Here is a 25,931-nt window from a genome sequence, read left to right as displayed (position 1 = left end):
AAAGAATAAAGAACAAAAGTTTGGAGGATCTTGACATGAAGGCACATACAGGAAAGGATTGGTTTTGGTACCAAATGGGGCCTCAAGAAAGAAGTAAGGCAAGGGATCTAATCCATTTTTCTCACTGGCCTCAGTGTGAAAAGTGGTTTGAAAATAACCATCACGTTAATTTTTTGAGAGTAGATACAACTGAGACGGAAAATGAAGCGGTATTTGGGTCGATTGTTTATGATCAGGGGCTTGGTGAAGAAAAAGACCATACTGTTTTTCACTTTTATATCACCAGACAATATTTTTTTACAATCAACTTTGACTTTTCGATTTTGAGAGAGATTAAAGGAAAAGAAGTTGTCCGGCAAATGGAAAGAGCGGACAATGCGATAGAGGGGTTTTTAATTCTTCTCGGCGAGCTAATGAATGCGTATTTAATCGGTGTTGATGAATTTGAAGTAAAGCTGAGAAAGCTTAGATGGCAGATTAAAGACGACAATAGCAAAAGCATTTTAAACCGCGTCCATCTCCTGCGCCATGAACTGATGATTTGGAAAAACTTGATATTAAGCGCTAAAAAAATTGAAATGGCGTTGAAAGAAACCTTTTTACCTCAAAATGAAGAGAAAAAGGATTATCAGCGGACACAACTGAAAATTGACAGGGGATTTACATACATCAGCGAATTTGAAGGAGAGCTTAACAATCTGCTGCATTCAGAGGAAGTCATTACCTCACATAGGGGGAATGAAATTGTAAAAGCACTGACCATTTTCACGACGCTTTTTACGCCGATTACAGCTCTGGGTGCCTTATGGGGGATGAACTTTTCAGTGATGCCGGAACTGAATTGGAAATACGGATATCTCTTTTCTCTCTTATTGATTGTCACATCTACAGTTCTGATCTACCTCTATTTGAGGAAAAAAGGCTGGACGGGAGATATGCTGCAGGAACGGAAGAAGAAAAAGAAACCTCGAAAAAGGCGGACTCTATAGGATGTTTCATATTTTGTGCAGCGTGCCCCGCTTTTTCACCAGACATATCAGGGTGACCGGATACGATGTCAAGGCGCTTATGGCAGAGCATTAAATCCACAGTTTATCGATTCTTGAAAATGACCAAATGACCGGTATTGTTGCATTAGGCGACCTTTCCGTTGAAAAAGATACTGGTCAAAAAGCGAAAACAGCATAATGAAAATGGAATCAAGCAGGCATGGTGACCATGTCTGCTTTTTTATTATTGGGAAAATTGTAATGAAAGGGGCACATTCAGTTGAAAGTTTTTTTCTTGCCAGAAAGAATTGGTTTTTCAGCATATAACATCTCACAAAATCACGTTTTCCCTGTTTGATTACCGTTTCTTCTTTTTCTACAATATGCGTTGAAAGGAGAGGGAATCAAATTGGATTCAATAGAAAAGGTAAGCAAAAACTTGATTGAAGAGGCATATCTAACAAAGGCTTCTGATATTCACATCGTGCCGAGGGAGCGGGACGCTATCATTCATTTTCGTGTCGATCATGCCTTGCTGAAAAAAAGGGACATGAAAAAAGAAGAGTGCGTAAGGCTGATTTCACATTTTAAATTTCTTTCAGCAATGGATATAGGTGAAAGGCGAAAGCCGCAAAACGGTTCGCTTACGTTAAAGCTGAAAGAGGGAAATGTTCATTTAAGAATGTCAACGCTGCCCACAATTAATGAAGAAAGCCTCGTGATCAGAGTGATGCCCCAATACAATATCCCTTCGATTGATAAATTGTCGCTATTTCCAAAGACAGGAGCCACATTACTCTCGTTTTTAAAACATTCCCATGGCATGCTCATTTTTACCGGGCCGACTGGTTCAGGGAAGACTACCACATTATACTCTCTCGTTCAATATGCAAAAAAACACTTTAATCGAAATATTGTCACATTAGAGGACCCTGTTGAAACAAGGGACGAAGATGTTCTTCAGGTTCAGGTGAATGAAAAAGCCGGTGTAACCTATTCCGCAGGTCTGAAAGCAATTTTGCGCCATGATCCCGATATGATTATTTTAGGTGAGATTAGAGACGCGGAAACAGCTGAAATTGCGGTGCGGGCAGCGATGACGGGACATCTGGTACTGACGAGCCTTCATACGAGAGACGCAAAGGGCGCAATTTACAGACTGCTTGAATTCGGTATCAATATGAATGAAATCGAACAGACTGTCATTGCAATAGCGGCTCAGCGCTTAGTTGATTTGGCTTGCCCGTTTTGTGAAAACGGATGTTCATCAGTGTATTGCCGCCAGTCACGAAATACCAGGAGAGCTAGCGTTTATGAGCTTCTTTACGGGAAAAATCTTCAGCAATGTATCCAGGAGGCAAAAGGAAATCATGCAAATTACCAATATCAAACGCTTCGTCAAATTATCAGAAAAGGAATTGCGCTCGGCTATATAACGACAAACAACTATGATCGGTGGGTTTATCATGAAAAAGATTAGAAAAGTCTGGTCGTTAAAGGATCAAGCCAGGTTATTAAAGCGGCTTGGTGAAATGACTGCGGGCGGATATACGCTTCTGGATGGATTACGCCTGATGGAACTTCAGATGAATAAGAGGCAGGCTGCTGACTTGACTGATACGGTCACTTGTTTGAGGGAAGGGGCTCCGTTTTATCAAGTACTAAAGAGTTTGTCATTTCATAAGGAAGCCGTAGGTATTTGTTATTTTGCTGAAACACATGGTGAACTGCCCGCTTCCATGATCCAGAGCGGAGAGCTGCTGGAACGAAAAATTGCACAGTCAGACCAGCTGAAAAGAGTGCTGCGCTATCCGCTTTTCCTCATTTTTACGGTCGCTGTCATGTTTTATATGTTACAGTCCATCATCATTCCTCAGTTTTCCGGTATCTATCAATCGATGAATATGGAAACCTCACGTTCAACCGATATGCTTTTTGCTTTTTTTCAGCATATTGATCTTGTGATCATTTTGTTGGCTCTTTTTACAGCAGGTATCGGGATTTATTATTGGCTTGTGTTTAAGAAAAAATCACCTGCCCGGCAAATGCTGATTTGTGTCAGGATTCCTTTGATTGGAAAGCTTGTCAAGCTGTTTAACAGCTACTTTTTTTCTTTGCAGCTAAGCAGCCTTTTAAAATCGGGCCTCTCAATTTATGACAGCCTTAATGCATTTAAACATCAAACGTTTCTCCCTTTCTACCGCTGCGAGGCTGAACAATTGATTGAACGGCTAAAAGCCGGTGAGTCAATTGAAGCCGCTATTTGTGGAAGCCCTTTTTATGAAGTTGATTTTTCAAAAGTCATATCTCACGGCCAGCTGAGCGGCCGATTGGATCGAGAGCTTTTCACATACAGCCAGTTCATATTGCAGCGGCTGGAACACAAAGCGCAAAAATGGACAGGCATCCTTCAGCCGATGATTTATGGATTTGTTGCAGCGATGATCTTACTTGTGTATTTATCTATGCTTGTGCCTATGTATCAGATGATGAATCAAATGTGAAAGGAAGAGGCTGATGAATGAGAAAGGATTTACACTTGTTGAAATGTTAATTGTGCTCTTTATTATTTCGATCTTGCTTTTAATTACGATACCGAACGTCACGAAACATAATCAAACCATTCAAAAAAAGGGCTGTGAAGGCCTACAAAACATGGTTAAGGCACAAATGACCGCATTTGAGCTTGATCATGAAGGACAAACTCCGAGCCTTGCCGATTTACAGTCAGAGGGTTATGTGAAAAAGGATGCTGTCTGTCCAAATGGGAAGCACATTATCATCACCGGTGGAGAAGTTAAGGTTGAACATTAAATTAAACGAGGAGGAGGGGTTTACCCTTTTAGAAAGTTTGCTTGTGTTAAGCCTTGCCTCTATCCTCCTGGTGGCCGTCTTCACTACACTTCCTCCTGCTTATGACAATACAGCTGTCCGACAGGCAGCAAGGCAGCTGAAAAATGATATTATGCTCACACAGCAGACTGCTATTTCCCGTCAACAAAGAACAAAAATTCTCTTTCATAAAAAAGAATATCAATTAGTCATTGGTGATACGGTCATAGAACGCCCGTATGCAACGGGACTTTCTATAGAACTGCTGACATTAAAAGACCGTTTGGAATTTAATGAGAAAGGGCACCCGAATGCAGGCGGAAAAATACGAGTAAATGGCCATGCCGTTTATGACATAACAGTTTATCTAGGGAGCGGGAGAGTCAATGTGGAGAGAAAATAAAGGTTTTTCTACAATAGAAACAATGTCAGCGCTAAGCCTGTGGCTGTTTGTGCTGCTGACAGTCGTCCCCTTGTGGGACAAGCTGATGTCTGATGAAAAAATGGCGGAATCACGAGAAATTGGCTATCAGATGATGAATGAGAGCATTAGCAAATATGTCATGAGTGGTGAAGGAGCCGCGTCAAAAACGATTACAAAGAACAATCATATCTATGCAATGAAGTGGGAGGAGGAGGGCGAATATCAAAACGTATGTATCAAAGCCGCAGCTTATAAAGAAAAATCATTTTGCCTCAGCATTTTGCAGACAGAATGGCTACACGCTTCTTAACGTATTATTTTCGCTCTCAGTCTTTTTGCTCATATCAGGATCGTTAGCTGCGATTTTCCATCTGTTTTTGTCTCGACAGCAGGAACATGACGGTTTCACACAGCAAGAATGGATGATTTCGATAGAACAGATGATGAATGAATGCAAGGAGTCACAGGCAGTTAAGACAGCCGAGGATGGGAGCGTGTTAATCTGCACCAATCTTTCCGGGCAGGACATCCGTTTTGACATTTATCATTCAATGATAAGAAAAAGAGTTGATGGCAAAGGGCATGTTCCGATTTTAGATCATATTACTGCCATGAAAGCTGATTTTGAAAATGGTGTTGTTTTGCTGAAAATTGAGAGTGAGGACCAAAAAGTGTATCAAACTGCTTTTCCAGTCTATTCGTATTTAGGAGGGGGGTGAATGTACCGTACAAGAGGGTTTATTTATCCAGCTGTTCTTTTTGTGTCAGCGCTTGTGCTGTTAATCGTGAACTTTGCTGCTGCTCAATATATTTCACGCTGCATGTTTGAGAAGGAAACAAAAGAGTTATACATAGGAGAGAATTTACTTCAAAATGGGGTGCTTCTTTCGATTCGGCATGTTCTAGAGGAACGGAAAGGCCAGGAGGGTACGCAGCAATTTCCATATGGACGGGTTTCTTATTACATTCATGATACATCGATAAAAGAACAAAAAGAAATCAACTTAAGAGTGTCAACGGAGTCGGGAACAGAAAGAACTGCACAGATCGTGTTTGATCAAAAACAGAAAAAACTGCTGAGATGGACAGAATAAAACAGTGTAAAGGGTATAAAAAAAGTCATGTGAGACAACACTTCATAATAATTGAATGATGAGGTGATCACGTGAAAACGAATGATTATGTTAAATATATGACGCAGCAATTTGTCAAATATATAGATACTCCGAGAGATGAGCGAAAAGAACGAAAAGAGGTGCGGAAAGAAACAAAAACGCCTGTTTCCCAGCAGTGGTTCGGTATTTTACCCTATGGCTTCCGACTTTGGCTGAAACGGAAAAAATAACCGCAAATAAACGAATAAGGTCCTTCAAAAAATGGAGGACCTTATTGATATTCTTCTAATATGGCAATTTTATTGACCTTTTGGCTATAAGGATCAAATGAAATCGTCACAAAAACGCCGAATTCTTTTGACCCTTCCCTCAGAGTTAAATGGTATTGCTTCACTGCTTCATCTTTTCTTTTACGGTCCCATACTTTTTGTTTGAACAGTACCTGTGCGAGCGGGTACCTTTTTTTTGCTTCTTTTACAGCAATCTCTTCCCATTTGGACATGTGGCGGGCGGTTACAAGCGGTATTTCTTCTGCGTGAGCGGCTGTGGTGCCAAAGACGAGAAGAGATAGACAAATCACACATTGTTTGATCATCATGCTGTCACCCTTTCTTTGTTTATTATTACCAAATAATAATGGGATATGCATTTAAATTCTCACATAACAATCCCAAAAATTTCAAAAAATGAAAAGATGAGCAATACTGAGCAAGACTTTGTAATATGACGAAAACATTCTTTTAAACGAACAAAATGAGCGATTTCGGTGTTTTAAAATCTATAAATCGTTGATTATACTCTACTTGTGCGGTTCTTTAAAGAGAACGACTGTCATATCAAGTTACAGTGTTTTACAGGAGGTAAGATATGTTTCGATTGTTTCACAATCAGCAAAAGACGAAGACGCAACTGAAAGTTCTGCTTATCTTTCAGCTTTCAGTCATTTTCAGTCTGACTGCCGCAATATGCTTACAATTTTCCGATGATACAAGCGCTGCTTTTCATGATATTGAAACATTTGATGTCTCACTTCAAACGTGTAAAGACTTTCAGCATACAGATAAAAACTGCCATTATGATAAACGCTGGGATCAAAGTGATTTGTACATATCAGATCAAACAGATACGAAGGGCACTGTATGCTCACCTTTCGCCTTATTTGCTGTGCTCGAAAATACAGGTGAGAAACTTAAGAAATCAAAGTGGAAGTGGGAGCTTCATAAGCTTAAAAATGCCCGCAAACCGTTAGAGGATGGGAACGTGATCGAAAAAGGATTTGTCTCCAATCAAATTGGCGATTCACTTTATAAAATTGAGACGAAGAAAAAAATGAAACCCGGCATTTATGCATTTAAAGTATATAAACCGGCAGGCTACCTGGTAAACGGCAGTACATTTGAGTGGTCGGAGCCTATGACGCTTGCAAAATGCGATGAAAAACCGACAGTCCCTAAAAAAGAAACAAAGTCGGACGTCAAAAAGGAGAATGAAACAACACAAAAGGATATACAGGAAAAAACAATGAAAGAAGAAACATCTCAAGAAGCTGTAACCAAAGAAAATGAAACTCAATCAGACCAGAAGGAAAGCGGGGAAGAGGATGAAAAAAGCAATGAAGCTGATCAGTAATATTTTATACGTGATCATCTTTACTCTTATTATTGTGCTGACACTTGTCGTGATTTCAACACGTTCATCCGGGGGAGAGCCGGCGGTGTTTGGGTATACGCTGAAATCAGTTCTGTCAGGTTCGATGGAGCCGGAGTTCAATACAGGTTCCTTAATATTGGTAAAAGAAATCGCTGATGTGAAAGAGCTCCAAAAAGGTGACGTTATTACATTTATGCAGGATGCAAATACGGCGGTCACCCACAGAATAGTTGACATAACAAAGCAAGAAGACCATTTGTTATTTAAAACAAAAGGTGATAATAATGCAGCAGCTGATTCAGCCCCTGTATCGGACGAAAATGTTCGCGCGCAATACACAGGTTTTCAGCTTCCATATGCAGGCTATATGCTTCATTTTGCCAGCCAGCCGATTGGAACGGCTGTATTATTGATTGTTCCCGGCGTGATGCTGTTAGTGTACGCTTTTGTGACGATCAGCAGCGCCATTAGAGAAATTGAAAGAAAGACAAAAGCCTTGGAAACAGATACAAAGGACAGCACCATGTCTACTTAACTTCAGTTGTAAACCTGGCAACAGGTTTCGATATAAAACCATTCAATAAAAGGGGAGTTTACCATGGGTATGAAAAAGAAATTGAGTTTAGGAGTTGCTTCTGCAGCACTAGGATTAGCTTTAGTTGGAGGAGGAACATGGGCAGCATTTAACGACATTAAATCAAAGGATGCTACTTTTGCATCAGGTACGCTTGATTTATCTGCTAAAGAGAATTCAGCGAGTGTGAACTTATCAAATCTAAAGCCGGGAGATAAGTTGACAAAGGATTTCCAATTTGAAAATAACGGATCACTTGCGATCAAAGAAGTTTTAATGGCGCTTAATTATGGAGATTTTAAAGCAAACGGCGGCAGCAATACATCTCCAGAAGATTTCCTCAGCCAGTTTGAAGTGACATTGTTGACAGTTGGAAAAGAGGGCGGCAATGGTTACCCGAAAAACATTATTTTAGATGATGCCAACCTTAAAGACTTGTATTTGATGTCTGCTAAAAATGATGCAGCGGCTACTGAAAAAATCAAAAAACAAATTGACCCTAAATTCTTAAATGCAAGCGGTAAAGTCAATGTAGCAACAATTGACGGTAAAACCGCTCCTGAATATGATGGTGTTCCAAAAACACCAACTGACTTCGATCAGGTTCAAATGGAAATCCAATTCAAAGATGATAAAACAAAAGATGAAAATGGGCTTATGGTTCAAAATAAATATCAAGGCAACTCCATTAAGCTTCAATTCTCGTTCGAAGCTACACAGTGGAACGGCTTGACAATCAAAAAGGACCATACTGATAAAGACGGTTATGTGAAAGAAAATGAAAAAGCGCACAGCGAGGATAAAAATTAATAACAGCAATAAAAAGAGACGGCCCAGTATTCATATACTGGGCCGTCTCGATGTTTATTGACAAAAGAGGAGTTAGTGCCTCTGCTCAGGCACTACTCCTCTTTTTGAGATTTTCTCCATTTTTGATAATCTAAAAATTCACGAAATTGTTTTTTCGATACCCCGGATGTCATCGCATCGCGAACCAATTTCTCCCATTCACTATCTAATTGACCATCGTATTCGGTTTCATGTTTCTCATCGAGCAAAGTATGAACCGAGACGTCCAGAACAGCGGAGACTTTTTCGAGAAATTGAATGGAGGGGTTCGTTTGTAGATTTCGTTCTATTGAGCTTAAATAAGACTTCGCTACCCCAGCTTTTTCAGCTAGTTCTGATAGTGAGTAGCCTTTTTCTTTACGGTATTGTTTAATACGCTGGCCAATCAATGTCATCACCTTCCTTGTGATATTATAGCACATTCAGAAAGGATTTACGGTATGACTTCTGGCTGCCGGACCAGGATGAGCAGACTTTTTGTTTAAAAGTAAATATTTTCGTATTTCTTCCGGGCTGATATTTGCCTCTTTGGCTTCCACCATTAATTCAACCCATTCTTGATCCAATTCAAAGTGCTCTTGTTTTGCATTCTTCATGCAGTTTCTCCTCCTAAAATACTTGTTTATGTATTTCAGCCAGTCCGGCCATGACTTATTGTATGCTTCATTAGTCTCTGGAAGTCATTTGCCATTAAATCGCCAGAATTTTTTTCCAATATACCTTTATTATAATCGTATTTTCTCAAAAAAAACGAGAATGATGTCGAATGGTAAAAAAGTTAGCTTGAAATATTATTTTGCAGATAAAACAATCCGCCATTTTCAATTTCAACTGATATCTTTGGTTGATACAAGGTTTTCAGCGCCTGTTTTTCTAGATGGTATTCTTCTGGTTTTTCTTCTATATGCTCGTAAAACTTATCAAGCAATGTCATATCATTCTTCCACCTGTTAACCGCCTGTTCCGCCCAGTCGGACGGCTCCTGCATAGCGGATTTGGAAATATAGTTTTCCATACGCTTAAGTCCGCTTTCTGGTTTGATCATAGGTGAAATGGTGAAGCAATAGTCACATATTTGAGACGTCAGTGAAAACTGGGTCAGCTTGCTTTGAAAATCTTCAATTATCGTTCCAGAGACTAGGTGAAGACCTAGTGACAATAACTTATCCTTTTTCATGTCGGACTGGTATGAAATCGTGACATTTATACCAAGCCAAGGCTGAAGTGGGACTTTAGCTCCGGCTGATTCAATTTTCTCATACATTCTGGTAAATCTCCCATTTTGTTTAACAGCTTTAAATATTTGAAAAAGACGCGGGGCCCCAAAATATATAAATTCACCATCTAGGTCTTTTGGTGCATTTTCTTTATCTGTAATAAAAGTGATTTTCATTGGATTCGGATCACCGCCTGTCTTCTCGCGCCAATGCCAGTAGAAAGGGCGGTTCATGATTTGTTTGTCCATTTCAACTGTAAGCTGCACTGTCATATAGCCTAAGCCTTGATCGACGATTTGGCAGCTGTTTGCTTGAAAAAAACGCAGCAGAAAATCGTGAACCTCTTGCTGTCTCACTAATAAAACCTCCTTACAGGCTAAGATCCTCTTTTTTCAGCAGGCAGCTGTTTTTTATAAGACAAAAATGAGGTTAAGTTATCCATTTTTATTTTCATTTCTTCTTCTGTTGCTGAGTGATACAAAATGTCATGAAGGTGCTCTTCAAAATTGTTCACTTGAATTTTCGTTAAAATATCATCAAGTTCACCGACCACTTTTTCAAACAAATGAATTTTTTCATATAAAAGCTTTAGAATATGCTCTTCCACCGTATGTTTTGTCGCCATGTTATAAATATGCACGTCACGCTCCTGCCCGAGTCTGTGAATTCTTCCGATTCTTTGCTCAAGTCGCATCGGGTTCCATGGCAGGTCATAGTTGATCATGTGATTGCAAAATTGCAGGTTAATCCCCTCACCGCCTGCTTCAGTTGCAATAAGGACTTGGATTTTTCCGCGGAAAAGATCCTTCATCCAGTCTTTTTTTCCACGTTTAAATCCGCCTCTAAACGGCACAGAACTGATGCCGTTTTGCTGAAGAAACCACTGCAGATAAATCTGGGTTGCACGGTATTCTGTAAAAATGATGACCTTATCGTCGATCTTTTTGATCAAGTCAACAACTTGAAGCGCTTTAGAGTTTTGTGTCACTTGATTGATGCGATCTATTAAAACTGAAATCGTATCCTCATCAATGGCAGGTGCTTGTTTCTCTTTTTGATCAAGCATCTTTTTCAGCGTCATATACACCGCTTCTCTGCTCGAACAGCATTCTCTTTGCAAGGTCATAATCGAGAACATGCTGGCTGGTTTATTGATACTTTCCTTCAAGCGAGAAATTTCATCATAAAGCGCCTGCTCTGATGGAGAAAATTGAATCGGCACTGTTTCAACATGGCGCTGTTTCCAATTCAGCCCTGTATCATGCCGCCTGTTACGGATCATGACTTTATTCACAAGATCTTTTAAATGTTCATGCGCTTCTAAACTGGATTTCTTCTTGGCGAACTCCTCCTGAAAGTGATTCTGACTGCCTAAATGGCCGGGTTTTAATAAGGACACCAAATTGAAAATCTCTTCGATACGGTTCTGGATTGGCGTCGCGGTAAGAAGCAGGCAATATTTTTTTACGAGATTCCGGACAAATTCATAGTTCTTCGTTTTGCTATTTTTCAGTTTGTGTGCCTCATCAATAATGACAAGATCATATGGGATAGACAGAACGATTTCTCGATGGGGCGAACGCTTCGCGGTGTCTATTGATGAGACGACAATATCGCATTGCTCCCACACATAGCTTTTCTTTTGTTCAACAGCCGGAATCAAAAATTTTTCCTGAAGCTCTTTGACCCATTGTGACACAAGGGAAGCGGGCACAAGGATCAAAATTTTTTTTGCTAACCCTCGAATCATATATTCTTTTAGAATCAGTCCTGCTTCAACCGTTTTCCCGAGACCAACCTCATCTGCTAAAATTGCTTTCCCGTTCATTTTTTCAACCACTTTTTGCGCCACTTCAAGCTGGTGGGGGAGCGGCGTAAAGGAAGGCAGATATAAAGGAGCCCGTAAGCCTTCAAACTCTGGAATTGCTAATGTTTTCTGGATTTCTGCAGAGAGCTTGTACAGTTCCCAGTTTGCCCAAGGGCCATCGTTTTTCAGTCTTTCAGCAAATTCTTCAGGCCATTTTGCATCGTAGATCATTTCTGTATTCATTGCTTTGAAACCGCCTTTCTTATTCTTCGATTCTTAAGATGAATAATATAAGAAAAATCTGCCCAAATTGCTGTTGCCCAGCATATAGTGATGATGGTAGGATATGAGTATGTATTTGATGTAAGATATTGCTATAGTATGTCCATAACAGCATGAAAATATGAGCGAATGACAGCAAGGGGAGAGACCTGACCGAAAACCTCGGGATACAGGCGCCGAAGGAGCAAACTGCGGAGTGAATCTCTCAGGCAAAAGAACTCTTGCTCGACGCAACTCTGGAGAGTGTTTGTGCGGATGCGCAAACCACCAAAGGGGACGTCTTTGCGTATGCAAAGTAAACTTTCAGGTGCCAGGACAGAGAACCTTCATTTTACATGAGGTGTTTCTCTGTCCTTTTTTGTATGTTTTTTAGCTGCGCCGTTGAAAAAGGGGAGGAATTAGATGCTGAAAAGAACGCCGTTATTTGACCTGTATAAGGAATATGGAGGAAAAACGATTGATTTCGGAGGCTGGGAGCTTCCTGTTCAATTTTCTTCTATAAAAAAAGAACACGAGGCTGTCCGAACTGCAGCCGGTTTGTTTGATGTATCTCATATGGGAGAAGTCGAAGTGTCAGGGAACGACTGTCTGTCTTTTTTGCAAAGATTGATGACAAATGATGTTTCCGCGTTAACGCCAGGCCGTGCTCAATATACAGCGATGTGTTACCCGGATGGCGGAACCGTCGATGATTTGCTTATCTATCAAAAAGGAGAGAACCGCTATCTGCTTGTCATTAATGCTTCTAATATAGATAAAGACTTGGCTTGGATGAAAGAACATGCAGCAGGTGATGTGCAGATTGACAATCAGTCAGACCAAATCGCGCTCTTGGCTGTACAGGGACCGAAAGCAGAAGTGATCTTGAAAAATCTGACAGATGCAGATGTGTCTGCATTAAAGCCGTTTGCGTTTATTGATGAAGCCGATATCAGCGGCCGCAAAGCACTTATTTCACGCACTGGCTATACGGGAGAAGACGGGTATGAAATTTATTGCCGCAGTGATGATGCTATGCATATTTGGGAAAAAATCATCGATGCAGGGGATGCATACGGATTGATTCCATGCGGTCTCGGTGCACGTGATACACTCCGGTTTGAAGCGAAGCTCCCGCTCTACGGTCAGGAGCTGACCCGGGATATTACACCGATTGAAGCAGGTATAGGCTTTGCTGTAAAGCACAAAAAGGAGTCTGACTTTTTCGGTAAGTCAGTATTGAGTGAACAAAAAGAAAACGGAGCGAAGCGCAAACTTGTCGGTCTCGAAATGATTGAAAAAGGGATACCGCGGCACGGATATGAGGTTTTCCAAAATGGCAGGTCTGTCGGAAAGGTGACAACCGGCACGCAGTCACCGACATTAGGGAAAAACGTCGGCCTTGCCTTAATTGATTCGGAAACGAGTGAGATCGGGACTGTTGTAGATGTAGAGATTCGCAAAAAATTAGTGAAAGCAAAGGTTGTCAAAACACCATTTTATAAACGCTAATATTTTTTCTTGGAGAGAGGAGACAACACATGAAGCACCGTTATTTGCCCGCAACAGAAAAGGATAAACAGGAGATGCTTGCCACTATCGGCGTAAGCAGCATCGATGATTTATTTGCTGATATACCGGAAAACGTCAAATATAAAAAAGAGTATCAAATCAAAAAAGCGAAATCAGAAACAGAATTAACAAGAGAACTGACAAAGCTGGCCTCTAAAAATCGTGATACCGTTCAATACGCTTCTTTCTTAGGAGCGGGTGTATATGACCACTATCAGCCTGTCATTGTGGATCATGTCATTTCGCGCTCTGAGTTTTATACCGCATATACGCCTTATCAGCCAGAGATTTCACAAGGAGAGCTCCAGGCTATTTTTGAATTCCAAACGATGATCTGTGAACTGACAGGCATGGATATCGCCAACTCCTCGATGTATGACGGCGGAACAGCCTTGGCAGAAGCAGCAATGCTTGCTTCAGGCCACACGAAAAAGAAAAAAATCGTTGTGTCAAAAACCGTGCATCCTGAATCGCGAGAGGTGCTGAAAACGTACGCAAAAGGTCAGTATATTGATGTTGTTGAAGTACCCGCTGCGGATGGCGTTACGGATCTTGATGCATTGCGCCAAACCGTTTGCGAGAACACAGCCGCAGTGATCGTTCAGTACCCGAATTTTTTCGGCCGGATCGAGCCGCTAAAGGATATTGAGCCTATCGCTCATCAAGGGAAATCCATGTTTATTGTTTCAGCCAACCCGCTGGCGCTAGGTCTTCTCACTCCGCCGGGCAAGTTTCAGTCTGATATCGTCGTCGGTGATGCGCAGCCTTTCGGCATTCCTTCAGCATACGGCGGCCCGCATTGCGGCTTTTTTGCCGTTACTAAAAAATTAATGAGAAAGGTGCCGGGCCGTCTCGTCGGACAAACGGAAGACGAAAACGGAAAAAGAGGCTTTGTGCTTACCCTGCAAGCCAGGGAGCAGCATATCCGCCGGGATAAAGCAACATCAAATATATGCTCGAACCAAGCTTTAAATGCACTGGCAGCATCAGTGGCCATGACTGCTCTCGGAAAAAACGGCGTAAAAGATATAGCCCGCCAAAATCTCTTAAAAGCCAACTATGCAAAGCAAGAAGCAAAAAAAGCAGGCCTTACCGTTATGTTTGACGGGCCGATGTTTAATGAATTTGTCATCAAATTGGATGAGCCGGTGAGAGCTGTGAACAAGCGTTTGCTGGCAAAAGGCATGATTGGCGGATATGATCTTGGGCTGACGTATCCGGAGCTGGACTGCCATATGCTGATTGCTGTAACGGAGCTGAGAACAAAAGAAGAAATTGACGCACTCATTCAGGAATTGGGGGATCGCCATGAGTAATCAGGACCAGGCACTTATTTTTGAACTTTCAAGAGAAGGCCGAATCGGCTATAGTCTGCCGGAGCTCGATGTACCGGAAATCGAATTGGGGCACCTCTTGTCAGACACCTATATTCGTGACGAAGACGCAGCGCTGCCGGAGGTTTCAGAGCTGGACATCATGCGCCATTATACAGCGCTGTCCAAACGCAATCACGGGGTGGATTCCGGCTTTTATCCTCTCGGTTCTTGCACGATGAAATACAATCCGAAAATCAATGAAAAAATCGCGCGTATACCTGGTTTTGCTGCGATTCATCCCCTTCAGGATGAAGACACGGTGCAAGGCGCATTAGAGCTTTTATATGATTTAAGCAAGCACCTTGAAGAAATAACGGGAATGGATGAGGTTACGCTTCAGCCTGCTGCCGGAGCGCACGGCGAATGGACGGGGCTGATGATGATCCGTGCCTATCATGAAGCTCGCGGAGATTTCAAGCGGACGAAGGTCATTGTCCCTGATTCCGCGCACGGGACGAATCCTGCATCAGCGACAGTAGCAGGCTTTGAAACCGTTACGGTGAAATCGAATGAAAATGGGCTTGTTGATTTAGAGGATTTAAAAAGAGCAGTGAATGAAGAAACTGCAGCTCTTATGCTGACGAATCCGAACACGCTCGGCTTGTTTGAGGAGCAGATTACAGAGATGGCGGAAATTGTACACCAAGCGGGGGGGAAACTGTATTATGACGGCGCTAATTTAAATGCCGTTTTAAGCAAAGCGAGACCTGGAGATATGGGATTTGACGTGGTGCACCTCAACCTGCATAAAACATTCACAGGCCCTCATGGCGGCGGAGGCCCCGGCTCAGGCCCTGTCGGCGTAAAACAAGATCTGATTCCTTATTTGCCAAAGCCAGTTTTAGTCAAAAAAGAAGGGCGCTTTACGTTTGATTATGACCGCCCTCATGCGATCGGCCGTGTGAAGCCGTATTACGGCAACTTTGGCATTAATGTGAGAGCGTATACGTATATTCGCTCCATGGGGCCTGATGGATTAAAGGCTGTTACTGAGAACGCAGTGTTAAACGCCAACTATATGATGAGAAAGCTCGCGCCTTATTACGATCTTCCGTTTGACCGCCATTGCAAGCATGAATTTGTATTATCAGGGAAGCGGCAGAAAAAGCTGGGAGTGCGTACGCTTGATATTGCAAAACGGCTGCTTGATTTCGGCTATCATCCGCCCACGATTTATTTCCCGCTTAATGTTGAAGAATGCATCATGATCGAACCGACAGAGACCGAATCAAAGGAAACACTGGACGCGTTTATTGATGCTATGATTCAAATCGCAAAAGAAGCGGAGGAGAATCCGGAGCTTGTTCAGGAGGCCCCGCATACAACGATTGTAAAAAGAATGGATGAAACAAAAGCGGCGAGACACCCGGTGCTCAGATACGAGGCGGTAGAAAGATAAATAAAAACAGCTGTCTACCAGACAGCTGTTTGCTTTATTTCTTCGCTTTAATCTTTCCGCCCCATTTTTTAAAGCCGCCTTTTAGGTTGTAAATCTCAGTGCAGCCGTTTTTGCGCAGGGTTTGTGCCGCGCGTCCGCTGCGGACACTGTTTTGGCAGTACAGGTAAACAGGCTTGTCCGTACGGATCTCATTTTTTCTCTGTTTCAGCTGGGAAAGCGGGATGTTGCGGGCGCCTAAAATATGTCCGCCCTCAAACTCATTTGGCTCACGAACGTCAATAAGCTGCGCTTTGCGGTAACCCGCGCGGAATTCTTCTTCGGTAAGTGTTTTCATAATTCGCTGCTGATAGACATATGAAGCAATCATATAGATGATAAACGCAGCAAAAATAATCAAAACGATCATATTAGACAATGTGATTCTACTCCTTTAGCATATAAAATCAAAACCCTGCTTCATAAAACAAGGTCATAGAGCCGTTTTCGACAAATTCTATTATAGTAAAGCACAGCGTGATTGTCATCTATAATGGAACTAAAATATTTTTCATTTTCCCGACAGTTTGATAAACTGATTCTATTAAAACGGTAAGGAAGGTCTTAAAATGCAAAAAGAAACTTGGCGGTTTATAGACTCAGGCAATGCAAGTCCTGCATTCAATATGGCGCTTGATGAAGCGCTTTTATATTGGCACAGCGAAAAGAAAATCCCCCCGGTTATCCGTTTTTACGGCTGGAATCCGGCGACACTTTCTGTAGGGTATTTTCAAAATATTAAAAAGGAAATCAATTTTGAAGCAGTACATAAATATAATCTCGGATTCGTCAGACGCCCGACCGGCGGGAGAGGTGTGCTGCACGATCAGGAACTGACATACAGCGTAATTGTTTCGGAAGAGCACCCCGAGATGCCGGCGACTGTTACTGAGGCTTACCGGGTTATTTCAGAAGGCATACTTCAAGGCTTTAGAAATCTCGGTCTGGACGCTTACTTTGCCATCCCGAGAACTGAAAAAGAAAAAGAAAGCTTAAAAAATCCGCGGTCATCTGTTTGTTTTGACGCGCCTTCGTGGTATGAGCTAGTGGTTGAGGGGCGCAAGGTGGCGGGAAGCGCGCAAACGAGACAAAAAGGCGTGATTCTTCAGCATGGCTCCATTCTGCTTGATTTGGATGAGGATAAGCTGTTTGATCTGTTCTTATATCCGAGTGAAAGAGTAAGAGAACGGATGCAGCGCAATTTCAAAAATAAAGCTGTTGCCATTAATGAACTCACTGAAAAGCGGGTGACGATGGATGAGGCTCGTCAAGCCTTTAAAGAAGGATTTGAAACAGGTCTTAACATTCATTTGGAGCCATATGAACTTTCTCAGGAAGAGTTTGATTTTGTTCATCACTTGGCTGAAACAAAGTACGCTTCAGATGAATGGAATTATAAGCGCTAAACAGGGCTTTTGACCCGCGGAGCATCCTTGTTTTTTCAAGTTCATTAGTGTAAACTTGTAATGGTTTATAAAGTTAAGGTGCTTTTTGGGAGGGTTTCGATGACAACACCAAGTATGGAAGATTATATTGAACAGATTTATATGCTGATTGAAGAAAAAGGATATGCACGAGTTTCCGATATCGCGGAAGCATTGGCAGTCCATCCCTCCTCTGTAACAAAAATGGTTCAAAAACTAGATAAAGACGAATATTTAATTTATGAAAAATATCGCGGTCTCGTGTTAACGTCTAAAGGGAAAAAAATAGGCAAACGGCTGGTATACAGACATGAATTGCTTGAGCAGTTTTTAAGAATCATTGGTGTTGATGAAGAGAAAATATATAACGATGTCGAAGGAATCGAACATCATTTAAGCTGGAACAGTATTGATCGCATCGGGGATCTTGTTCAATATTTTGAAGAAGATGATGCCCGTAAAAAAGATCTGAAATCAATCCAAAAGAAAACAGAACATCATAATCAGTAAAAAGGCGGTCTCGAAGGAGGCCGTCTTTTTTGATACGCTGACGCCACCCGTCATTCGTTGGTCTATTTCTTCGCGTGTTTTCTTAAAATGGTAATAAACGATCGGATGGAGGGGGAGGGAATGAGATGTATATTGACGGTGTGTTTTCCGGCGGAGGAGTAAAAGGCATTGCGCTCGCAGGCGCTTATGAAGTGCTTGAGGAAAAAGGCTTCCGCTTTAAAAGAGTTGCGGGTACAAGCGCCGGCGCCATTATTGCCGCTTTCATTGCGTCAGGTTACACCAGTAAGGAAATCCACGCTTTAATTGAAGAAGTGGACGGAGAGAAATTGCTGGACCAGAGGTACTCATTTCTCCCCTTAAAGATGCTCCAGTGGGTGTCCATCTATTGGCGTCTTGGCTTATACAAAGGCGATACGATAGAAAAATGGATTGCTGATCTGTTAAGAGCGAAAGGCATAAGGGTTTTCGGCGATTTGCAGAAAGGGTCTCTACGCCTTATTGCTTCTGATCTGACAAACGGCACCATGATTGTTTTGCCGGACGATTTGGCCCGTTACGGGTTAAATCCTGATATGTTCCCGGTTGCCAGAGCGGTCAGAATGAGCTGCAGCATTCCATATTTCTTTGAACCGATAAAATTAAAAACGGACACAGGCACCGCCACGGTTGTCGACGGAGGCGTGTTAAGCAATTTTCCAATCTGGCTGTTTTCAAAGGAAAGAAAGCGCCCTGTGATCGGTGTCACGCTTGCGCCGCGTGAAAGAGAGCGTCCGAAAAAAAATATCCGCAACGCTTTTGAATTGTTCGGCGCCCTGTTTGAAACGATGAAGGATGCTCATGACGCAAGGCACATTGCGTCACGCTATGAACAAAATATTATTTTTCTCCCTGTCGATGACGTAATGGCCACTGATTTTCATTTAACACAACAAAAAAAACTAGCCCTGATTGAGCTAGGTAAAAGACGGACAGAGCTGTTTTTAAAGCAGTGGACCTATTAAAAAAGCGCTCTGTTTTTCTTTTTATTTTTTTTCCCTTCTATAACAGTCAGCTGAGTCTGGCTTTTTTTCTTGAGAATCATCGGCTTAGGCTTGCTGGCGCTCGGAACGCTTCGCAGGTGGCTGACACGTCCCTTATGTCCGGCGCGGTGTTTTGCTTTTTGTTCTTTCATCCGGCGCCGCGATTGTTTCGCCGCTTTTTTGAAGGCTGCTCCTTCGCTGCCCGCATTTCGATTCATTACATATTTCACAATAAAATAAATAATGATACCTGCCACGATGACGGTTACCGCCATTTTTGCCATTTCTCCGGGATTGGTTACCAGCACATAGAGGAAACCGAACGCTCCCAGCGCAATTAATACAGCAATAATAGGTTGTACACGATGATTCATAACTGTCCACCTCCGAAAGTAATAGCAGGGCAACGGATTTTAGATGACGTTGTGAGAAGGCTTCTGATTTTGCTCAGACAATGCTTCGAGTCTGAGAAGTTCGTTAAAGCTTTCGATGGCAACTTCAACCTGTTCATCCTTAGGTTCCTTTGTGGTTAACAGCTGAAGCCAAAGACCCGGGTATCCAAGTAATTTCAGACCGGGAATGTCACGCACTTTGTTTGTCAGCTGCAGAACTTCAAAGGATATACCAAGCACGACCGGTATCAGTGCGACACGATCTATAACACGCAGCCAAAGCGGATCTGTCGGAACGAGTAAATAAACAAACATGCCGACAATAATCGTAAATAAAATAAAGCTTGATCCGCAGCGGTAATGAAGCCGAGATTGGTTTTGGACATTCTCCACAGCAATTGGCAAATTCTGTTCATAACAGTTTATGACTTTATGTTCGGCTCCATGATATTGAAACACTCTTTTAATAAGCGGTGTCATGGACAAAAAATAGATGTAACCGAGCAGCAAAATCAACTTAAACAGGCTTTCAACCGCGATTTGCGCTGTGTCCGAGGAAAAAATCGGCCTTGTCAGTTCCGCTAAGAAAACTGGAACCAATGTAAATACGAATTTACTGAACAAAAATGATAGGACGCCTATAACTGCGAGGCTGAGATACATAGACAGCCCGGAGGATTTTTTTTCTTCCTGCTCAAGTGTCTCGTCTTCAGATGGATCGAGTCCGTAACGTTCGCTTGAAAAATTCAAATGCTTTGTGCCGTTTGCACTCGCTTCGATAATGGCCGCGATCCCCCGTAAAAACGGTATCTTTTTCACGATGTTCAGTTTCGGGTTGTGTTTGCGTGGAAGCTTAAAAAAGTCAATGCTTCCATCCGTTCTTCTGATGGCTGTAACGTAATGATGCTTTCCGCCAAACATAACGCCTTCCACAACAGCCTGCCCGCCGTAAGCGGGCGGAACTTTATGTTTTGACATATTATCAACCTGCCTATTTCTTTAGGATTGCTAACCATTTCCTTTCACTCTATTGTACAGGAAACAGCGCTAAACCTCTAGATTGACAGGCTGAAAAAATTGCCATAGCCTTGCTTTTTCTACATGCATTATACCCGTTATTTTCAAATTTTACTCGCAGCTGTCAAAAAGTGTGAGCTTTTTTATTGACATTTCATTTTTTGGGCACACTTTAACTGGAGGTGCCATGATGACAAGCGAAAAAGATACAGAACAAAATGAAGAATTGAATGAGAAGCAAAAGCCGCCTGTTTCAATGGCCGGCAGGGTGGCGGCAACAGGTTTTTGCGGAGGCGTACTTTGGAGTTTCGTTGCTTATATCGCATATTTGTTCCATTTTTCCGAAATCAGCCCGAATATGATATTGCAGCCGTTTGTGCTCGGAGAGTGGAAAAAACATGGGCTGGGAACGGTAATCAGCATCATTTTGATTGGAGTAATTTCAATTGGCGCAGCGTTTCTTTATTTTCTTCTATTGAAACGTTTAAAAACAATGTGGCCGGGTATTTTATACGGCTTGGTGCTGTGGCTGCTCGTGTTTTTTGTTTTTAATCCGATTTTTCCAGATGTGCGCACGGTGACCGAACTGACATCAGATACAATTATTACGACCATTTGCATTTATTTGCTTTACGGGCTGTTTGTCGGGTATTCCATTTCATTTGAATACAATGAGCTGAATTCGGAAAAGCTTGCACGTGCGCTGGGAATGCATAGAGAATAGTGTATAATCCTTTTCCAGTATGATAAAATGTTCACGAGAAGTGAACATTTTTTACATGAGAAACCCTCGCGAAAAGGAGAGATTATGTGCCTCATTTTTTGATTTTGAACGGACCGAATGTTAACCGGCTGGGGAAGCGTGAGCCTGAAGTATTCGGCCGCCAGACACTGACCGATATTGAAACAGATCTTTTTCAGTTTGCTGAAGCCTTACATATCCAGCTCACTTTCTTCCAGTCTAATCACGAAGGTGATTTGATAGATGCGATACATGAGGCTGAGGAGCAATACAGCGGGATTGTTCTGAACCCTGGCGCCCTGAGTCATTACAGCTATGCGATCAGGGATGCTGTTTCAAGTATCAGTCTTCCTGTGGTAGAGGTGCATTTATCAAACTTATACGCCAGGGAAGAATTCAGGCATCAGTCGGTTATCGCTCCTGTTGCGAAAGGGCAGATTGTCGGTCTTGGAGCTGAAGGCTACAAGCTTGCTGTTCGCTACTTATTAAGCCAGCAAGGGGGAGAATCAAGATGAAGCTAGAGAAATTAAGAAACCTGTTTGGACAGCTGGGAATTGACGGCATGCTGATTACAAGCAGCACGAATGTACGCTATATGACAGGGTTTACAGGTTCAGCGGGTTTGGCTGTTATATCGGGTGACAAAGCAGCGTTTATTACGGATTTTCGTTATACTGAGCAGGCGAAGGTTCAGGTAAAGGGTTTTGAGATCATTGAACATGGCGGCAGCCTGATTCAGACCACTGCCGACACTGTTAAATCGTTTGGCATCAAGCGTCTCGGCTTTGAACAGAACAGCTTGACATATGGCACTTACGCTTCATACAGCGCCGTTATCAGTGATGCCGAATTAGTGCCTGTGGCTGAATCCGTGGAAAAGTTGCGCTTGATTAAGTCTAGTGAAGAGATTAAGATATTAGAGGAAGCTGCGAAGATTGCAGATGATGCCTTCAGACATATCTTGACGTTTATGAAACCCGGCATTTCTGAAATCGCTGTTGCCAATGAGCTGGAGTTTTATATGAGAAGCCAGGGAGCAGACAGCTCTTCTTTTGATATGATTGTCGCCTCAGGCCTTCGTTCAAGCCTTCCGCACGGTGTGGCCAGTGACAAACTGATTGAAAGCGGAGACCTTGTTACGCTTGATTTTGGCGCTTATTATAAAGGATATTGTTCTGATATTACCCGGACGGTCGCTGTAGGTCAGCCCAGTGATCAATTGAAGGAGATCTATCAGGTTGTATTTGATGCTCAGGCGCTCGGCGTCGCACATATTAAGCCGGGAATGACAGGAAAAGAGGCTGACGCCCTCACAAGGGATCATATTGCTGCAAAAGGCTACGGTGACTATTTCGGCCATTCAACCGGGCACGGGCTCGGCATGGAAGTTCATGAATCGCCGGGATTATCCGTCAGATCTTCAGCTATCCTTGAACCGGGTATGGTGGTCACAGTGGAGCCGGGCATTTACATACCAGAAACAGGCGGTGTCCGCATTGAAGATGACATCGTGATTACAGAAAACGGCAACCGGACAATCACCCATTCCCCAAAAGAACTTATTATTTTGTGATTGGAATATAGGAGGACATTAAACATGATTTCAGTTAACGATTTCCGTACAGGATTAACAATTGAAGTAGATGGCGGCATTTGGCGCGTCGTTGACTTCCAGCACGTAAAACCTGGAAAAGGTGCGGCATTTGTCCGCTCTAAACTCCGCAACCTTCGCACTGGCGCGATTCAGGAAAAAACATTCCGCGCTGGTGAAAAAGTAGCGAAAGCGCAAATCGAAACCAAAACAATGCAATATCTATATGCAAACGGAGATCAGCACGTATTTATGGATACTTCTTCCTATGAGCAGCTTGAACTGAGCGCAACTCAAATCGAAGAAGAATTAAAATACCTGCTAGAAAACATGTCTGTGCATATCATGATGTACCAGGATGAAACACTTGGTATCGAACTTCCAAACACAGTTGAGCTGAAAGTTGTTGAAACTGAACCTGGTATTAAAGGTGATACAGCGTCAGGCGGTACAAAACCTGCGAAAACTGAAACCGGGCTTGTTGTAAACGTGCCGTTCTTTGTGAATGAAGGCGACACACTTGTTGTCAATACATCAGACGGTTCTTACGTTTCAAGAGCATAGAAAGAAAAAAGAAGTCTGTTCCCAAATGGGAGCAGGCTTTTTTTGTGCCCAAAAACAGAATCTTTCTTTTATACGAAAATGACAAGACTACTTCAGCAAGCTAGAGCATATCATATAAAAAAATGGGAGGTTGGGAGAGTGCTATGAAATTTTTACTTGGAAATATCAATTCTACTGTTTTAACAATGGCGGGATTACGAGTTTTATCCTCTATGATTGAGCTGACGGCAGCAATTGTCATGCTTGTGACCAACGATGTCCGGAAGGCGGTTGTGGTTAACAGCATTCTCGCTATTGTCGGTCCGTTGATTTTTATCATTACGATGACTGTCGGAATCTACCAAATTGCTGGGCAGCTTTCGTATGCAAAGCTGATTCTGATTTTTACGGGTGTTGTTTTGATTTTGGCGGGTGTTCATAAATAAAGAGAGGCTTGTCATAAAGTCTGCCTCACATCATACATTTTAAAGAAGCCAATCGGTAGAAAGGAGGAGGCTCTGTTGAATGAAATCGCTGAGGTTCTCCCTGAATCCATGAAAAACGCCCTTTCTGAAATACCGGAACAACAATGGCTGGAAATCGAAGAAGTCAGAATTCGGATCAACCGTCCTGTTGAATTGATTCGAAGAGGACAACCTGTTTATTTGTCCTATGCGGGCACGGCCGAGGATGCTCATCTGATCCTGAGCCGGCTCAGCAACTATAGTATGTATACACTAGAAGAAGAGCTGAAGAAAGGGTATGTCACGATCAGAGGCGGCCACAGAGTCGGACTGGCGGGCAGAGTCATTACGGAAAACGGAGGTGTGAAAGGCCTCCGTGACATCGCATCTTTTAATATACGAATTGCCCGGCAAAAGCTGGGGATTGCGGAGCCGCTGCTTCCATACTTATATCAAAACAGCTGGCTGAATACGCTGATTATCGGACCGCCCCAAACAGGCAAAACAACACTTCTCCGGGACCTTGCGAGGCTCTCAAGCACCGGCAAAAAAAACATGCTGCCCGTAAAGACAGGAATCGTCGATGAACGGTCAGAAATTGCCGGATGTCTTCGCGGCATTCCGCAGCATCAATTTGGTCAGAGAATTGACGTGTTAGACGCCTGTCCAAAAGCTGAAGGGCTGATGATGATGATTCGATCCATGAGCCCTGAGGTGATGATTGTCGATGAAATCGGGCGTATGGAAGATACAGATGCACTTCTGGAGGCACTGCATGCTGGTGTTTCAGTAATCGTATCGGCGCATGGCTGGAGCATATCCGACCTGATGAAGCGGCCTTCATTGAAGCGTTTGTGGGAAGAAAGAGCCTTTGACCGCTATTTGGAATTATCAAGAGCAAAAGGGCCGGGCACAGTGAGCCAAATTTATGACAAAGACGGAAATGTGCTGTCTAGGACGACGGGCGTGAAAACATGCTGAAGCTGCTGGGCGCTGTATTCATTGTGGTAGCGACAACATGGACAGGTTTTGAGATGGCGAAGATTTATACAGAACGGCCGCGGCAAATCCGCCAGCTGCGTGCGGCGCTTCAATCCCTCGAGGCTGAAATCATGTACGGCCATACACCGCTTCATACTGCTTCACAGCAGATTGCCAAACAGCTCGCACAGCCTGTTTCAGCTCTTTTTTCCGCATTCAGTGATCAGCTGGACAAGGGAAGTGATTCCGCGAAAACGGCGTGGGAGCAAAGCTTAAAGAAGGTATGGGACACCCTGTCTTTGAAAAAAAGCGAATACGAAGTGCTGAAGCAGTTTGGCGAGACGCTCGGGATTCATGATCGAATCTCTCAGCAAAAGCACATCAAGCTGGCGCTGACACATTTGGAAGCCTCGGAAGCGGATGCTGAGCAGGCGCAAGCGAAAAATGAAAAGATGATAAAAAGTTTGGGCTTTTTAGCGGGCTTGTTACTCATTCTTCTATTGATGTAAACGTGAGGGGAGCAAAAATAAAATGGGAGTAGACGTGAATGTCATATTTCAAATCGCCGGAGTGGGAATCGTGGTCGCTTTTTTACACACGATATTGGATCAGATGGGCAAGAAAGAATACGCTCAGTGGGTGACGCTGTTAGGTTTTATCTATATTTTATTTATGGTCGCCACGATTGTAGATGACCTATTTAAAAAGATAAAAGCTGTGTTTTTATTCCAAGGATAGGGGGGCTTGCAGATTGACATTGTTCAAATTGTAGGTTTAGGGCTGATCGCCACCTTCCTTTCTTTAATTGTAAAAGAACAAAAGCCGACTTTTGCGTTTTTAATCGTCGTTTTTGCCGGATGTGCCATTTTTCTTTATTTGGTAGACCAAATCTACGACATTATTCGAATGATAGAAAAAATTGCGATTAATGCAAATGTCAACATGGTCTATGTTGAAACCATTTTAAAGATTATCGGAATCGCCTATATTGCTGAATTCGGGGCACAGCTCACAAAAGATGCCGGTCAAGGAGCCATCGCCTCGAAAATAGAATTGGCGGGGAAAATTTTAATACTCGTTATGGCTGTGCCTATTTTAACCGTCATTATCGAAACGATTCTCGGACTTATACCTTCTATGTCATAAC

The 25,931-nt window shown here is 42.7% G+C and carries 35 protein-coding genes and 1 riboswitch; of the genes, 27 read left to right on the top strand and 8 right to left on the bottom strand.

Annotated elements, in window-relative coordinates; translation table 11 throughout:
- The first annotated feature begins 35 nt into the window (after window positions 1–35).
- The 9 genes from corA (at window position 36) to MHH79_RS12700 (ending at window position 5,590) form a co-directional block, all read left to right on the top strand.
- The gene (corA, locus tag MHH79_RS12740; RefSeq protein WP_015483432.1) at window positions 36–989 is read left to right on the top strand and encodes a magnesium transporter CorA; all 954 of its coding nucleotides are present in this window, start codon (window positions 36–38) and stop codon (window positions 987–989) included.
- A gap of 409 nt (window positions 990–1,398) precedes the next feature.
- Window positions 1,399–2,469: a competence protein ComGA gene (gene comGA, locus MHH79_RS12735; RefSeq protein ID WP_015483431.1), complete on the top strand. Its 1,071-nt coding sequence runs from the start codon at window positions 1,399–1,401 to the stop codon at window positions 2,467–2,469.
- The gene (gene comGB / locus MHH79_RS12730) at window positions 2,456–3,493 is read left to right on the top strand and encodes a comG operon protein ComGB (RefSeq protein WP_047182873.1); all 1,038 of its coding nucleotides are present in this window, start codon (window positions 2,456–2,458) and stop codon (window positions 3,491–3,493) included. The genes comGA and comGB overlap by 14 nt, the downstream gene beginning before the upstream one ends.
- A gap of 13 nt (window positions 3,494–3,506) precedes the next feature.
- On the top strand, window positions 3,507–3,803 hold the full coding sequence (comGC, locus tag MHH79_RS12725; RefSeq protein WP_014477332.1) for a comG operon protein ComGC: 297 nt from the start codon (window positions 3,507–3,509) through the stop codon (window positions 3,801–3,803).
- Window positions 3,793–4,224 (top strand): comG operon protein ComGD, encoded by a 432-nt coding sequence (gene comGD / locus MHH79_RS12720; protein ID WP_015384089.1) that lies wholly within the window; start codon window positions 3,793–3,795, stop codon window positions 4,222–4,224. The genes comGC and comGD overlap by 11 nt, the downstream gene beginning before the upstream one ends.
- Entirely contained in the window at window positions 4,208–4,555 is a 348-nt protein-coding gene (gene comGE / locus MHH79_RS12715) for a ComG operon protein 5 (protein WP_063335293.1), read from the top strand. Before comGD ends, comGE begins: the two co-directional genes overlap by 17 nt.
- 25 nt (window positions 4,556–4,580) lie before the next feature.
- Window positions 4,581–4,964, top strand: coding sequence for a ComG operon protein ComGF (gene comGF, locus MHH79_RS12710; protein WP_063335292.1), 384 nt, complete (start codon window positions 4,581–4,583; stop codon window positions 4,962–4,964).
- Window positions 4,965–5,339, top strand: coding sequence for a ComG operon protein ComGG (gene comGG, locus MHH79_RS12705; protein WP_014480253.1), 375 nt, complete (start codon window positions 4,965–4,967; stop codon window positions 5,337–5,339). It begins immediately after the preceding gene.
- 71 nt (window positions 5,340–5,410) lie between these two features.
- Window positions 5,411–5,590 carry a YqzE family protein gene (locus MHH79_RS12700; protein ID WP_003230176.1) on the top strand — a complete coding sequence of 60 codons (180 nt, stop codon included), beginning with the start codon at window positions 5,411–5,413 and terminating at the stop codon, window positions 5,588–5,590.
- 41 nt (window positions 5,591–5,631) lie between these two features.
- Here the strand turns inward: MHH79_RS12700 and MHH79_RS12695 are convergent, their stop codons facing one another.
- Window positions 5,632–5,958: a YqzG/YhdC family protein gene (locus MHH79_RS12695; RefSeq protein WP_047183570.1), complete on the bottom strand. Its 327-nt coding sequence runs from the start codon at window positions 5,956–5,958 to the stop codon at window positions 5,632–5,634.
- A 269-nt stretch (window positions 5,959–6,227) separates the two neighbouring features.
- Between MHH79_RS12695 and tapA the strand changes: the two genes are divergently transcribed.
- The 3 genes from tapA to tasA all read left to right on the top strand — a co-directional run bounded on the left by tapA (window position 6,228) and on the right by tasA (window position 8,394).
- Window positions 6,228–6,989 (top strand): amyloid fiber anchoring/assembly protein TapA, encoded by a 762-nt coding sequence (tapA, locus tag MHH79_RS12690; protein WP_063335290.1) that lies wholly within the window; start codon window positions 6,228–6,230, stop codon window positions 6,987–6,989.
- On the top strand, window positions 6,973–7,545 hold the full coding sequence (locus tag MHH79_RS12685) for a signal peptidase I (RefSeq protein ID WP_080030740.1): 573 nt from the start codon (window positions 6,973–6,975) through the stop codon (window positions 7,543–7,545). The genes tapA and MHH79_RS12685 overlap by 17 nt, the downstream gene beginning before the upstream one ends.
- Window positions 7,546–7,608: 63 nt before the next feature.
- Window positions 7,609–8,394, top strand: a complete 786-nt coding sequence (tasA, locus tag MHH79_RS12680) for a biofilm matrix protein TasA (protein ID WP_003230183.1) — start codon at window positions 7,609–7,611, stop codon at window positions 8,392–8,394.
- A gap of 92 nt (window positions 8,395–8,486) precedes the next feature.
- On the opposite strand, the gene sinR is transcribed toward tasA, so the two are convergent.
- The 4 genes from sinR to MHH79_RS12660 form a co-directional block, all read right to left on the bottom strand.
- Entirely contained in the window at window positions 8,487–8,822 is a 336-nt protein-coding gene (gene sinR, locus MHH79_RS12675; protein ID WP_003226345.1) for a transcriptional regulator SinR, read from the bottom strand.
- A gap of 33 nt (window positions 8,823–8,855) precedes the next feature.
- Window positions 8,856–9,029 carry an anti-repressor SinI family protein gene (locus MHH79_RS12670; RefSeq protein ID WP_003230187.1) on the bottom strand — a complete coding sequence of 58 codons (174 nt, stop codon included), beginning with the start codon at window positions 9,027–9,029 and terminating at the stop codon, window positions 8,856–8,858.
- A gap of 182 nt (window positions 9,030–9,211) precedes the next feature.
- Window positions 9,212–10,006 (bottom strand): YqhG family protein, encoded by a 795-nt coding sequence (locus MHH79_RS12665; RefSeq protein WP_003230200.1) that lies wholly within the window; start codon window positions 10,004–10,006, stop codon window positions 9,212–9,214.
- Window positions 10,007–10,026: 20 nt separating this feature from the next.
- Window positions 10,027–11,700 (bottom strand): SNF2-related protein, encoded by a 1,674-nt coding sequence (locus MHH79_RS12660; RefSeq protein ID WP_047182869.1) that lies wholly within the window; start codon window positions 11,698–11,700, stop codon window positions 10,027–10,029.
- Window positions 11,701–11,868: 168 nt separating this feature from the next.
- Window positions 11,869–11,970: riboswitch (glycine riboswitch) on the top strand.
- A 171-nt stretch (window positions 11,971–12,141) separates the two neighbouring features.
- Between MHH79_RS12660 and gcvT the strand changes: the two genes are divergently transcribed.
- From gcvT to gcvPB, 3 genes are read left to right on the top strand one after another with little or no spacing between them, the layout of a single operon-like run.
- Window positions 12,142–13,230, top strand: coding sequence for a glycine cleavage system aminomethyltransferase GcvT (gene gcvT, locus MHH79_RS12655; protein ID WP_063335289.1), 1,089 nt, complete (start codon window positions 12,142–12,144; stop codon window positions 13,228–13,230).
- Between the two features lie 29 nt (window positions 13,231–13,259).
- On the top strand, window positions 13,260–14,606 hold the full coding sequence (gene gcvPA / locus MHH79_RS12650) for an aminomethyl-transferring glycine dehydrogenase subunit GcvPA (protein ID WP_029317920.1): 1,347 nt from the start codon (window positions 13,260–13,262) through the stop codon (window positions 14,604–14,606).
- The gene (gene gcvPB / locus MHH79_RS12645) at window positions 14,599–16,065 is read left to right on the top strand and encodes an aminomethyl-transferring glycine dehydrogenase subunit GcvPB (RefSeq protein ID WP_063335288.1); all 1,467 of its coding nucleotides are present in this window, start codon (window positions 14,599–14,601) and stop codon (window positions 16,063–16,065) included. The genes gcvPA and gcvPB overlap by 8 nt, the downstream gene beginning before the upstream one ends.
- A gap of 34 nt (window positions 16,066–16,099) precedes the next feature.
- On the opposite strand, the gene MHH79_RS12640 is transcribed toward gcvPB, so the two are convergent.
- Complete coding sequence (locus MHH79_RS12640) at window positions 16,100–16,480, bottom strand: rhodanese-like domain-containing protein (RefSeq protein WP_004398485.1); 381 nt, start codon at window positions 16,478–16,480, stop codon at window positions 16,100–16,102.
- A 190-nt stretch (window positions 16,481–16,670) separates the two neighbouring features.
- Here MHH79_RS12640 and lipM point away from each other — a divergent pair, with 190 nt between their 5' ends.
- The 3 genes from lipM (at window position 16,671) to MHH79_RS12625 (ending at window position 19,036) form a co-directional block, all read left to right on the top strand.
- Window positions 16,671–17,507 carry an octanoyltransferase LipM gene (gene lipM, locus MHH79_RS12635; RefSeq protein WP_063335287.1) on the top strand — a complete coding sequence of 279 codons (837 nt, stop codon included), beginning with the start codon at window positions 16,671–16,673 and terminating at the stop codon, window positions 17,505–17,507.
- A gap of 99 nt (window positions 17,508–17,606) precedes the next feature.
- Complete coding sequence (gene mntR / locus MHH79_RS12630; RefSeq protein WP_003236923.1) at window positions 17,607–18,035, top strand: transcriptional regulator MntR; 429 nt, start codon at window positions 17,607–17,609, stop codon at window positions 18,033–18,035.
- Window positions 18,036–18,160: 125 nt separating this feature from the next.
- The gene (locus MHH79_RS12625; RefSeq protein ID WP_003230220.1) at window positions 18,161–19,036 is read left to right on the top strand and encodes a patatin-like phospholipase family protein; all 876 of its coding nucleotides are present in this window, start codon (window positions 18,161–18,163) and stop codon (window positions 19,034–19,036) included.
- Here MHH79_RS12625 and MHH79_RS12620 read toward each other — a convergent pair.
- Window positions 19,033–19,428, bottom strand: coding sequence for an SA1362 family protein (locus MHH79_RS12620; protein ID WP_003226367.1), 396 nt, complete (start codon window positions 19,426–19,428; stop codon window positions 19,033–19,035). The two genes, MHH79_RS12625 and MHH79_RS12620, sit on opposite strands and share 4 nt — an antisense overlap.
- A 39-nt stretch (window positions 19,429–19,467) precedes the next feature.
- The gene (locus tag MHH79_RS12615; RefSeq protein ID WP_340034556.1) at window positions 19,468–20,424 is read right to left on the bottom strand and encodes a DUF1385 domain-containing protein; all 957 of its coding nucleotides are present in this window, start codon (window positions 20,422–20,424) and stop codon (window positions 19,468–19,470) included.
- Between the two features lie 226 nt (window positions 20,425–20,650).
- On the opposite strand from MHH79_RS12615, the gene MHH79_RS12610 reads away from it, so the two are divergent.
- The 9 genes from MHH79_RS12610 (at window position 20,651) to spoIIIAD (ending at window position 25,930) form a co-directional block, all read left to right on the top strand.
- Window positions 20,651–21,187 (top strand): YqhR family membrane protein, encoded by a 537-nt coding sequence (locus MHH79_RS12610; protein ID WP_003230222.1) that lies wholly within the window; start codon window positions 20,651–20,653, stop codon window positions 21,185–21,187.
- An 86-nt stretch (window positions 21,188–21,273) separates the two neighbouring features.
- Window positions 21,274–21,720: a type II 3-dehydroquinate dehydratase gene (gene aroQ / locus MHH79_RS12605; protein ID WP_015384075.1), complete on the top strand. Its 447-nt coding sequence runs from the start codon at window positions 21,274–21,276 to the stop codon at window positions 21,718–21,720.
- Complete coding sequence (gene papA / locus MHH79_RS12600; RefSeq protein WP_063335286.1) at window positions 21,717–22,778, top strand: aminopeptidase PapA; 1,062 nt, start codon at window positions 21,717–21,719, stop codon at window positions 22,776–22,778. Before aroQ ends, papA begins: the two co-directional genes overlap by 4 nt.
- Window positions 22,779–22,802: 24 nt before the next feature.
- Window positions 22,803–23,360 carry an elongation factor P gene (gene efp / locus MHH79_RS12595; protein ID WP_003226377.1) on the top strand — a complete coding sequence of 186 codons (558 nt, stop codon included), beginning with the start codon at window positions 22,803–22,805 and terminating at the stop codon, window positions 23,358–23,360.
- Between the two features lie 143 nt (window positions 23,361–23,503).
- Window positions 23,504–23,785: a YqhV family protein gene (locus tag MHH79_RS12590; protein WP_004398639.1), complete on the top strand. Its 282-nt coding sequence runs from the start codon at window positions 23,504–23,506 to the stop codon at window positions 23,783–23,785.
- Window positions 23,786–23,860: 75 nt separating this feature from the next.
- Window positions 23,861–24,784, top strand: a complete 924-nt coding sequence (spoIIIAA, locus tag MHH79_RS12585; protein WP_003230226.1) for a stage III sporulation protein AA — start codon at window positions 23,861–23,863, stop codon at window positions 24,782–24,784.
- A complete protein-coding gene (gene spoIIIAB, locus MHH79_RS12580) occupies window positions 24,778–25,293 on the top strand; it encodes a stage III sporulation protein SpoIIIAB (protein ID WP_014477309.1) in 516 nt (171 codons plus the stop codon). Before spoIIIAA ends, spoIIIAB begins: the two co-directional genes overlap by 7 nt.
- Before the next feature lie 22 nt (window positions 25,294–25,315).
- On the top strand, window positions 25,316–25,522 hold the full coding sequence (gene spoIIIAC / locus MHH79_RS12575) for a stage III sporulation protein AC (protein WP_003153142.1): 207 nt from the start codon (window positions 25,316–25,318) through the stop codon (window positions 25,520–25,522).
- Window positions 25,523–25,528: 6 nt separating this feature from the next.
- Window positions 25,529–25,930, top strand: coding sequence for a stage III sporulation protein AD (gene spoIIIAD, locus MHH79_RS12570; protein ID WP_003230228.1), 402 nt, complete (start codon window positions 25,529–25,531; stop codon window positions 25,928–25,930).
- Window position 25,931: the final 1 nt, after the last annotated feature.

This window comes from Bacillus sp. FSL K6-0993, from assembly GCF_037977205.1.
In the GTDB taxonomy this organism is placed as follows: domain Bacteria; phylum Bacillota; class Bacilli; order Bacillales; family Bacillaceae; genus Bacillus; species Bacillus subtilis.
This window is presented reverse-complemented; position numbering and strand designations above follow the sequence as displayed.

What these genes read in the sequence shown, in the direction of transcription:
- corA (WP_015483432.1), top strand. Translation starts at nt 36, where the DNA reads ATGAAGGCACATACAGGAAAGGATTGGTTTTGGTACCAAATGGGGCCT.
- comGB (WP_047182873.1), top strand. Translation starts at nt 2,456, where the DNA reads ATGAAAAAGATTAGAAAAGTCTGGTCGTTAAAGGATCAAGCCAGGTTA.
- comGC (WP_014477332.1), top strand. Translation starts at nt 3,507, where the DNA reads ATGAATGAGAAAGGATTTACACTTGTTGAAATGTTAATTGTGCTCTTT.
- comGE (WP_063335293.1), top strand. Translation starts at nt 4,208, where the DNA reads ATGTGGAGAGAAAATAAAGGTTTTTCTACAATAGAAACAATGTCAGCG.
- comGG (WP_014480253.1), top strand. Translation starts at nt 4,965, where the DNA reads ATGTACCGTACAAGAGGGTTTATTTATCCAGCTGTTCTTTTTGTGTCA.
- MHH79_RS12695 (WP_047183570.1), bottom strand. Translation starts at nt 5,958, where the DNA reads ATGATGATCAAACAATGTGTGATTTGTCTATCTCTTCTCGTCTTTGGC.
- tapA (WP_063335290.1), top strand. Translation starts at nt 6,228, where the DNA reads ATGTTTCGATTGTTTCACAATCAGCAAAAGACGAAGACGCAACTGAAA.
- MHH79_RS12685 (WP_080030740.1), top strand. Translation starts at nt 6,973, where the DNA reads ATGAAGCTGATCAGTAATATTTTATACGTGATCATCTTTACTCTTATT.
- tasA (WP_003230183.1), top strand. Translation starts at nt 7,609, where the DNA reads ATGGGTATGAAAAAGAAATTGAGTTTAGGAGTTGCTTCTGCAGCACTA.
- MHH79_RS12670 (WP_003230187.1), bottom strand. Translation starts at nt 9,029, where the DNA reads ATGAAGAATGCAAAACAAGAGCACTTTGAATTGGATCAAGAATGGGTT.
- MHH79_RS12660 (WP_047182869.1), bottom strand. Translation starts at nt 11,700, where the DNA reads ATGAATACAGAAATGATCTACGATGCAAAATGGCCTGAAGAATTTGCT.
- gcvT (WP_063335289.1), top strand. Translation starts at nt 12,142, where the DNA reads ATGCTGAAAAGAACGCCGTTATTTGACCTGTATAAGGAATATGGAGGA.
- gcvPA (WP_029317920.1), top strand. Translation starts at nt 13,260, where the DNA reads ATGAAGCACCGTTATTTGCCCGCAACAGAAAAGGATAAACAGGAGATG.
- gcvPB (WP_063335288.1), top strand. Translation starts at nt 14,599, where the DNA reads ATGAGTAATCAGGACCAGGCACTTATTTTTGAACTTTCAAGAGAAGGC.
- lipM (WP_063335287.1), top strand. Translation starts at nt 16,671, where the DNA reads ATGCAAAAAGAAACTTGGCGGTTTATAGACTCAGGCAATGCAAGTCCT.
- mntR (WP_003236923.1), top strand. Translation starts at nt 17,607, where the DNA reads ATGACAACACCAAGTATGGAAGATTATATTGAACAGATTTATATGCTG.
- MHH79_RS12625 (WP_003230220.1), top strand. Translation starts at nt 18,161, where the DNA reads ATGTATATTGACGGTGTGTTTTCCGGCGGAGGAGTAAAAGGCATTGCG.
- MHH79_RS12620 (WP_003226367.1), bottom strand. Translation starts at nt 19,428, where the DNA reads ATGAATCATCGTGTACAACCTATTATTGCTGTATTAATTGCGCTGGGA.
- MHH79_RS12615 (WP_340034556.1), bottom strand. Translation starts at nt 20,424, where the DNA reads ATGTCAAAACATAAAGTTCCGCCCGCTTACGGCGGGCAGGCTGTTGTG.
- MHH79_RS12610 (WP_003230222.1), top strand. Translation starts at nt 20,651, where the DNA reads ATGATGACAAGCGAAAAAGATACAGAACAAAATGAAGAATTGAATGAG.
- papA (WP_063335286.1), top strand. Translation starts at nt 21,717, where the DNA reads ATGAAGCTAGAGAAATTAAGAAACCTGTTTGGACAGCTGGGAATTGAC.
- efp (WP_003226377.1), top strand. Translation starts at nt 22,803, where the DNA reads ATGATTTCAGTTAACGATTTCCGTACAGGATTAACAATTGAAGTAGAT.
- MHH79_RS12590 (WP_004398639.1), top strand. Translation starts at nt 23,504, where the DNA reads ATGAAATTTTTACTTGGAAATATCAATTCTACTGTTTTAACAATGGCG.
- spoIIIAB (WP_014477309.1), top strand. Translation starts at nt 24,778, where the DNA reads ATGCTGAAGCTGCTGGGCGCTGTATTCATTGTGGTAGCGACAACATGG.
- spoIIIAC (WP_003153142.1), top strand. Translation starts at nt 25,316, where the DNA reads ATGGGAGTAGACGTGAATGTCATATTTCAAATCGCCGGAGTGGGAATC.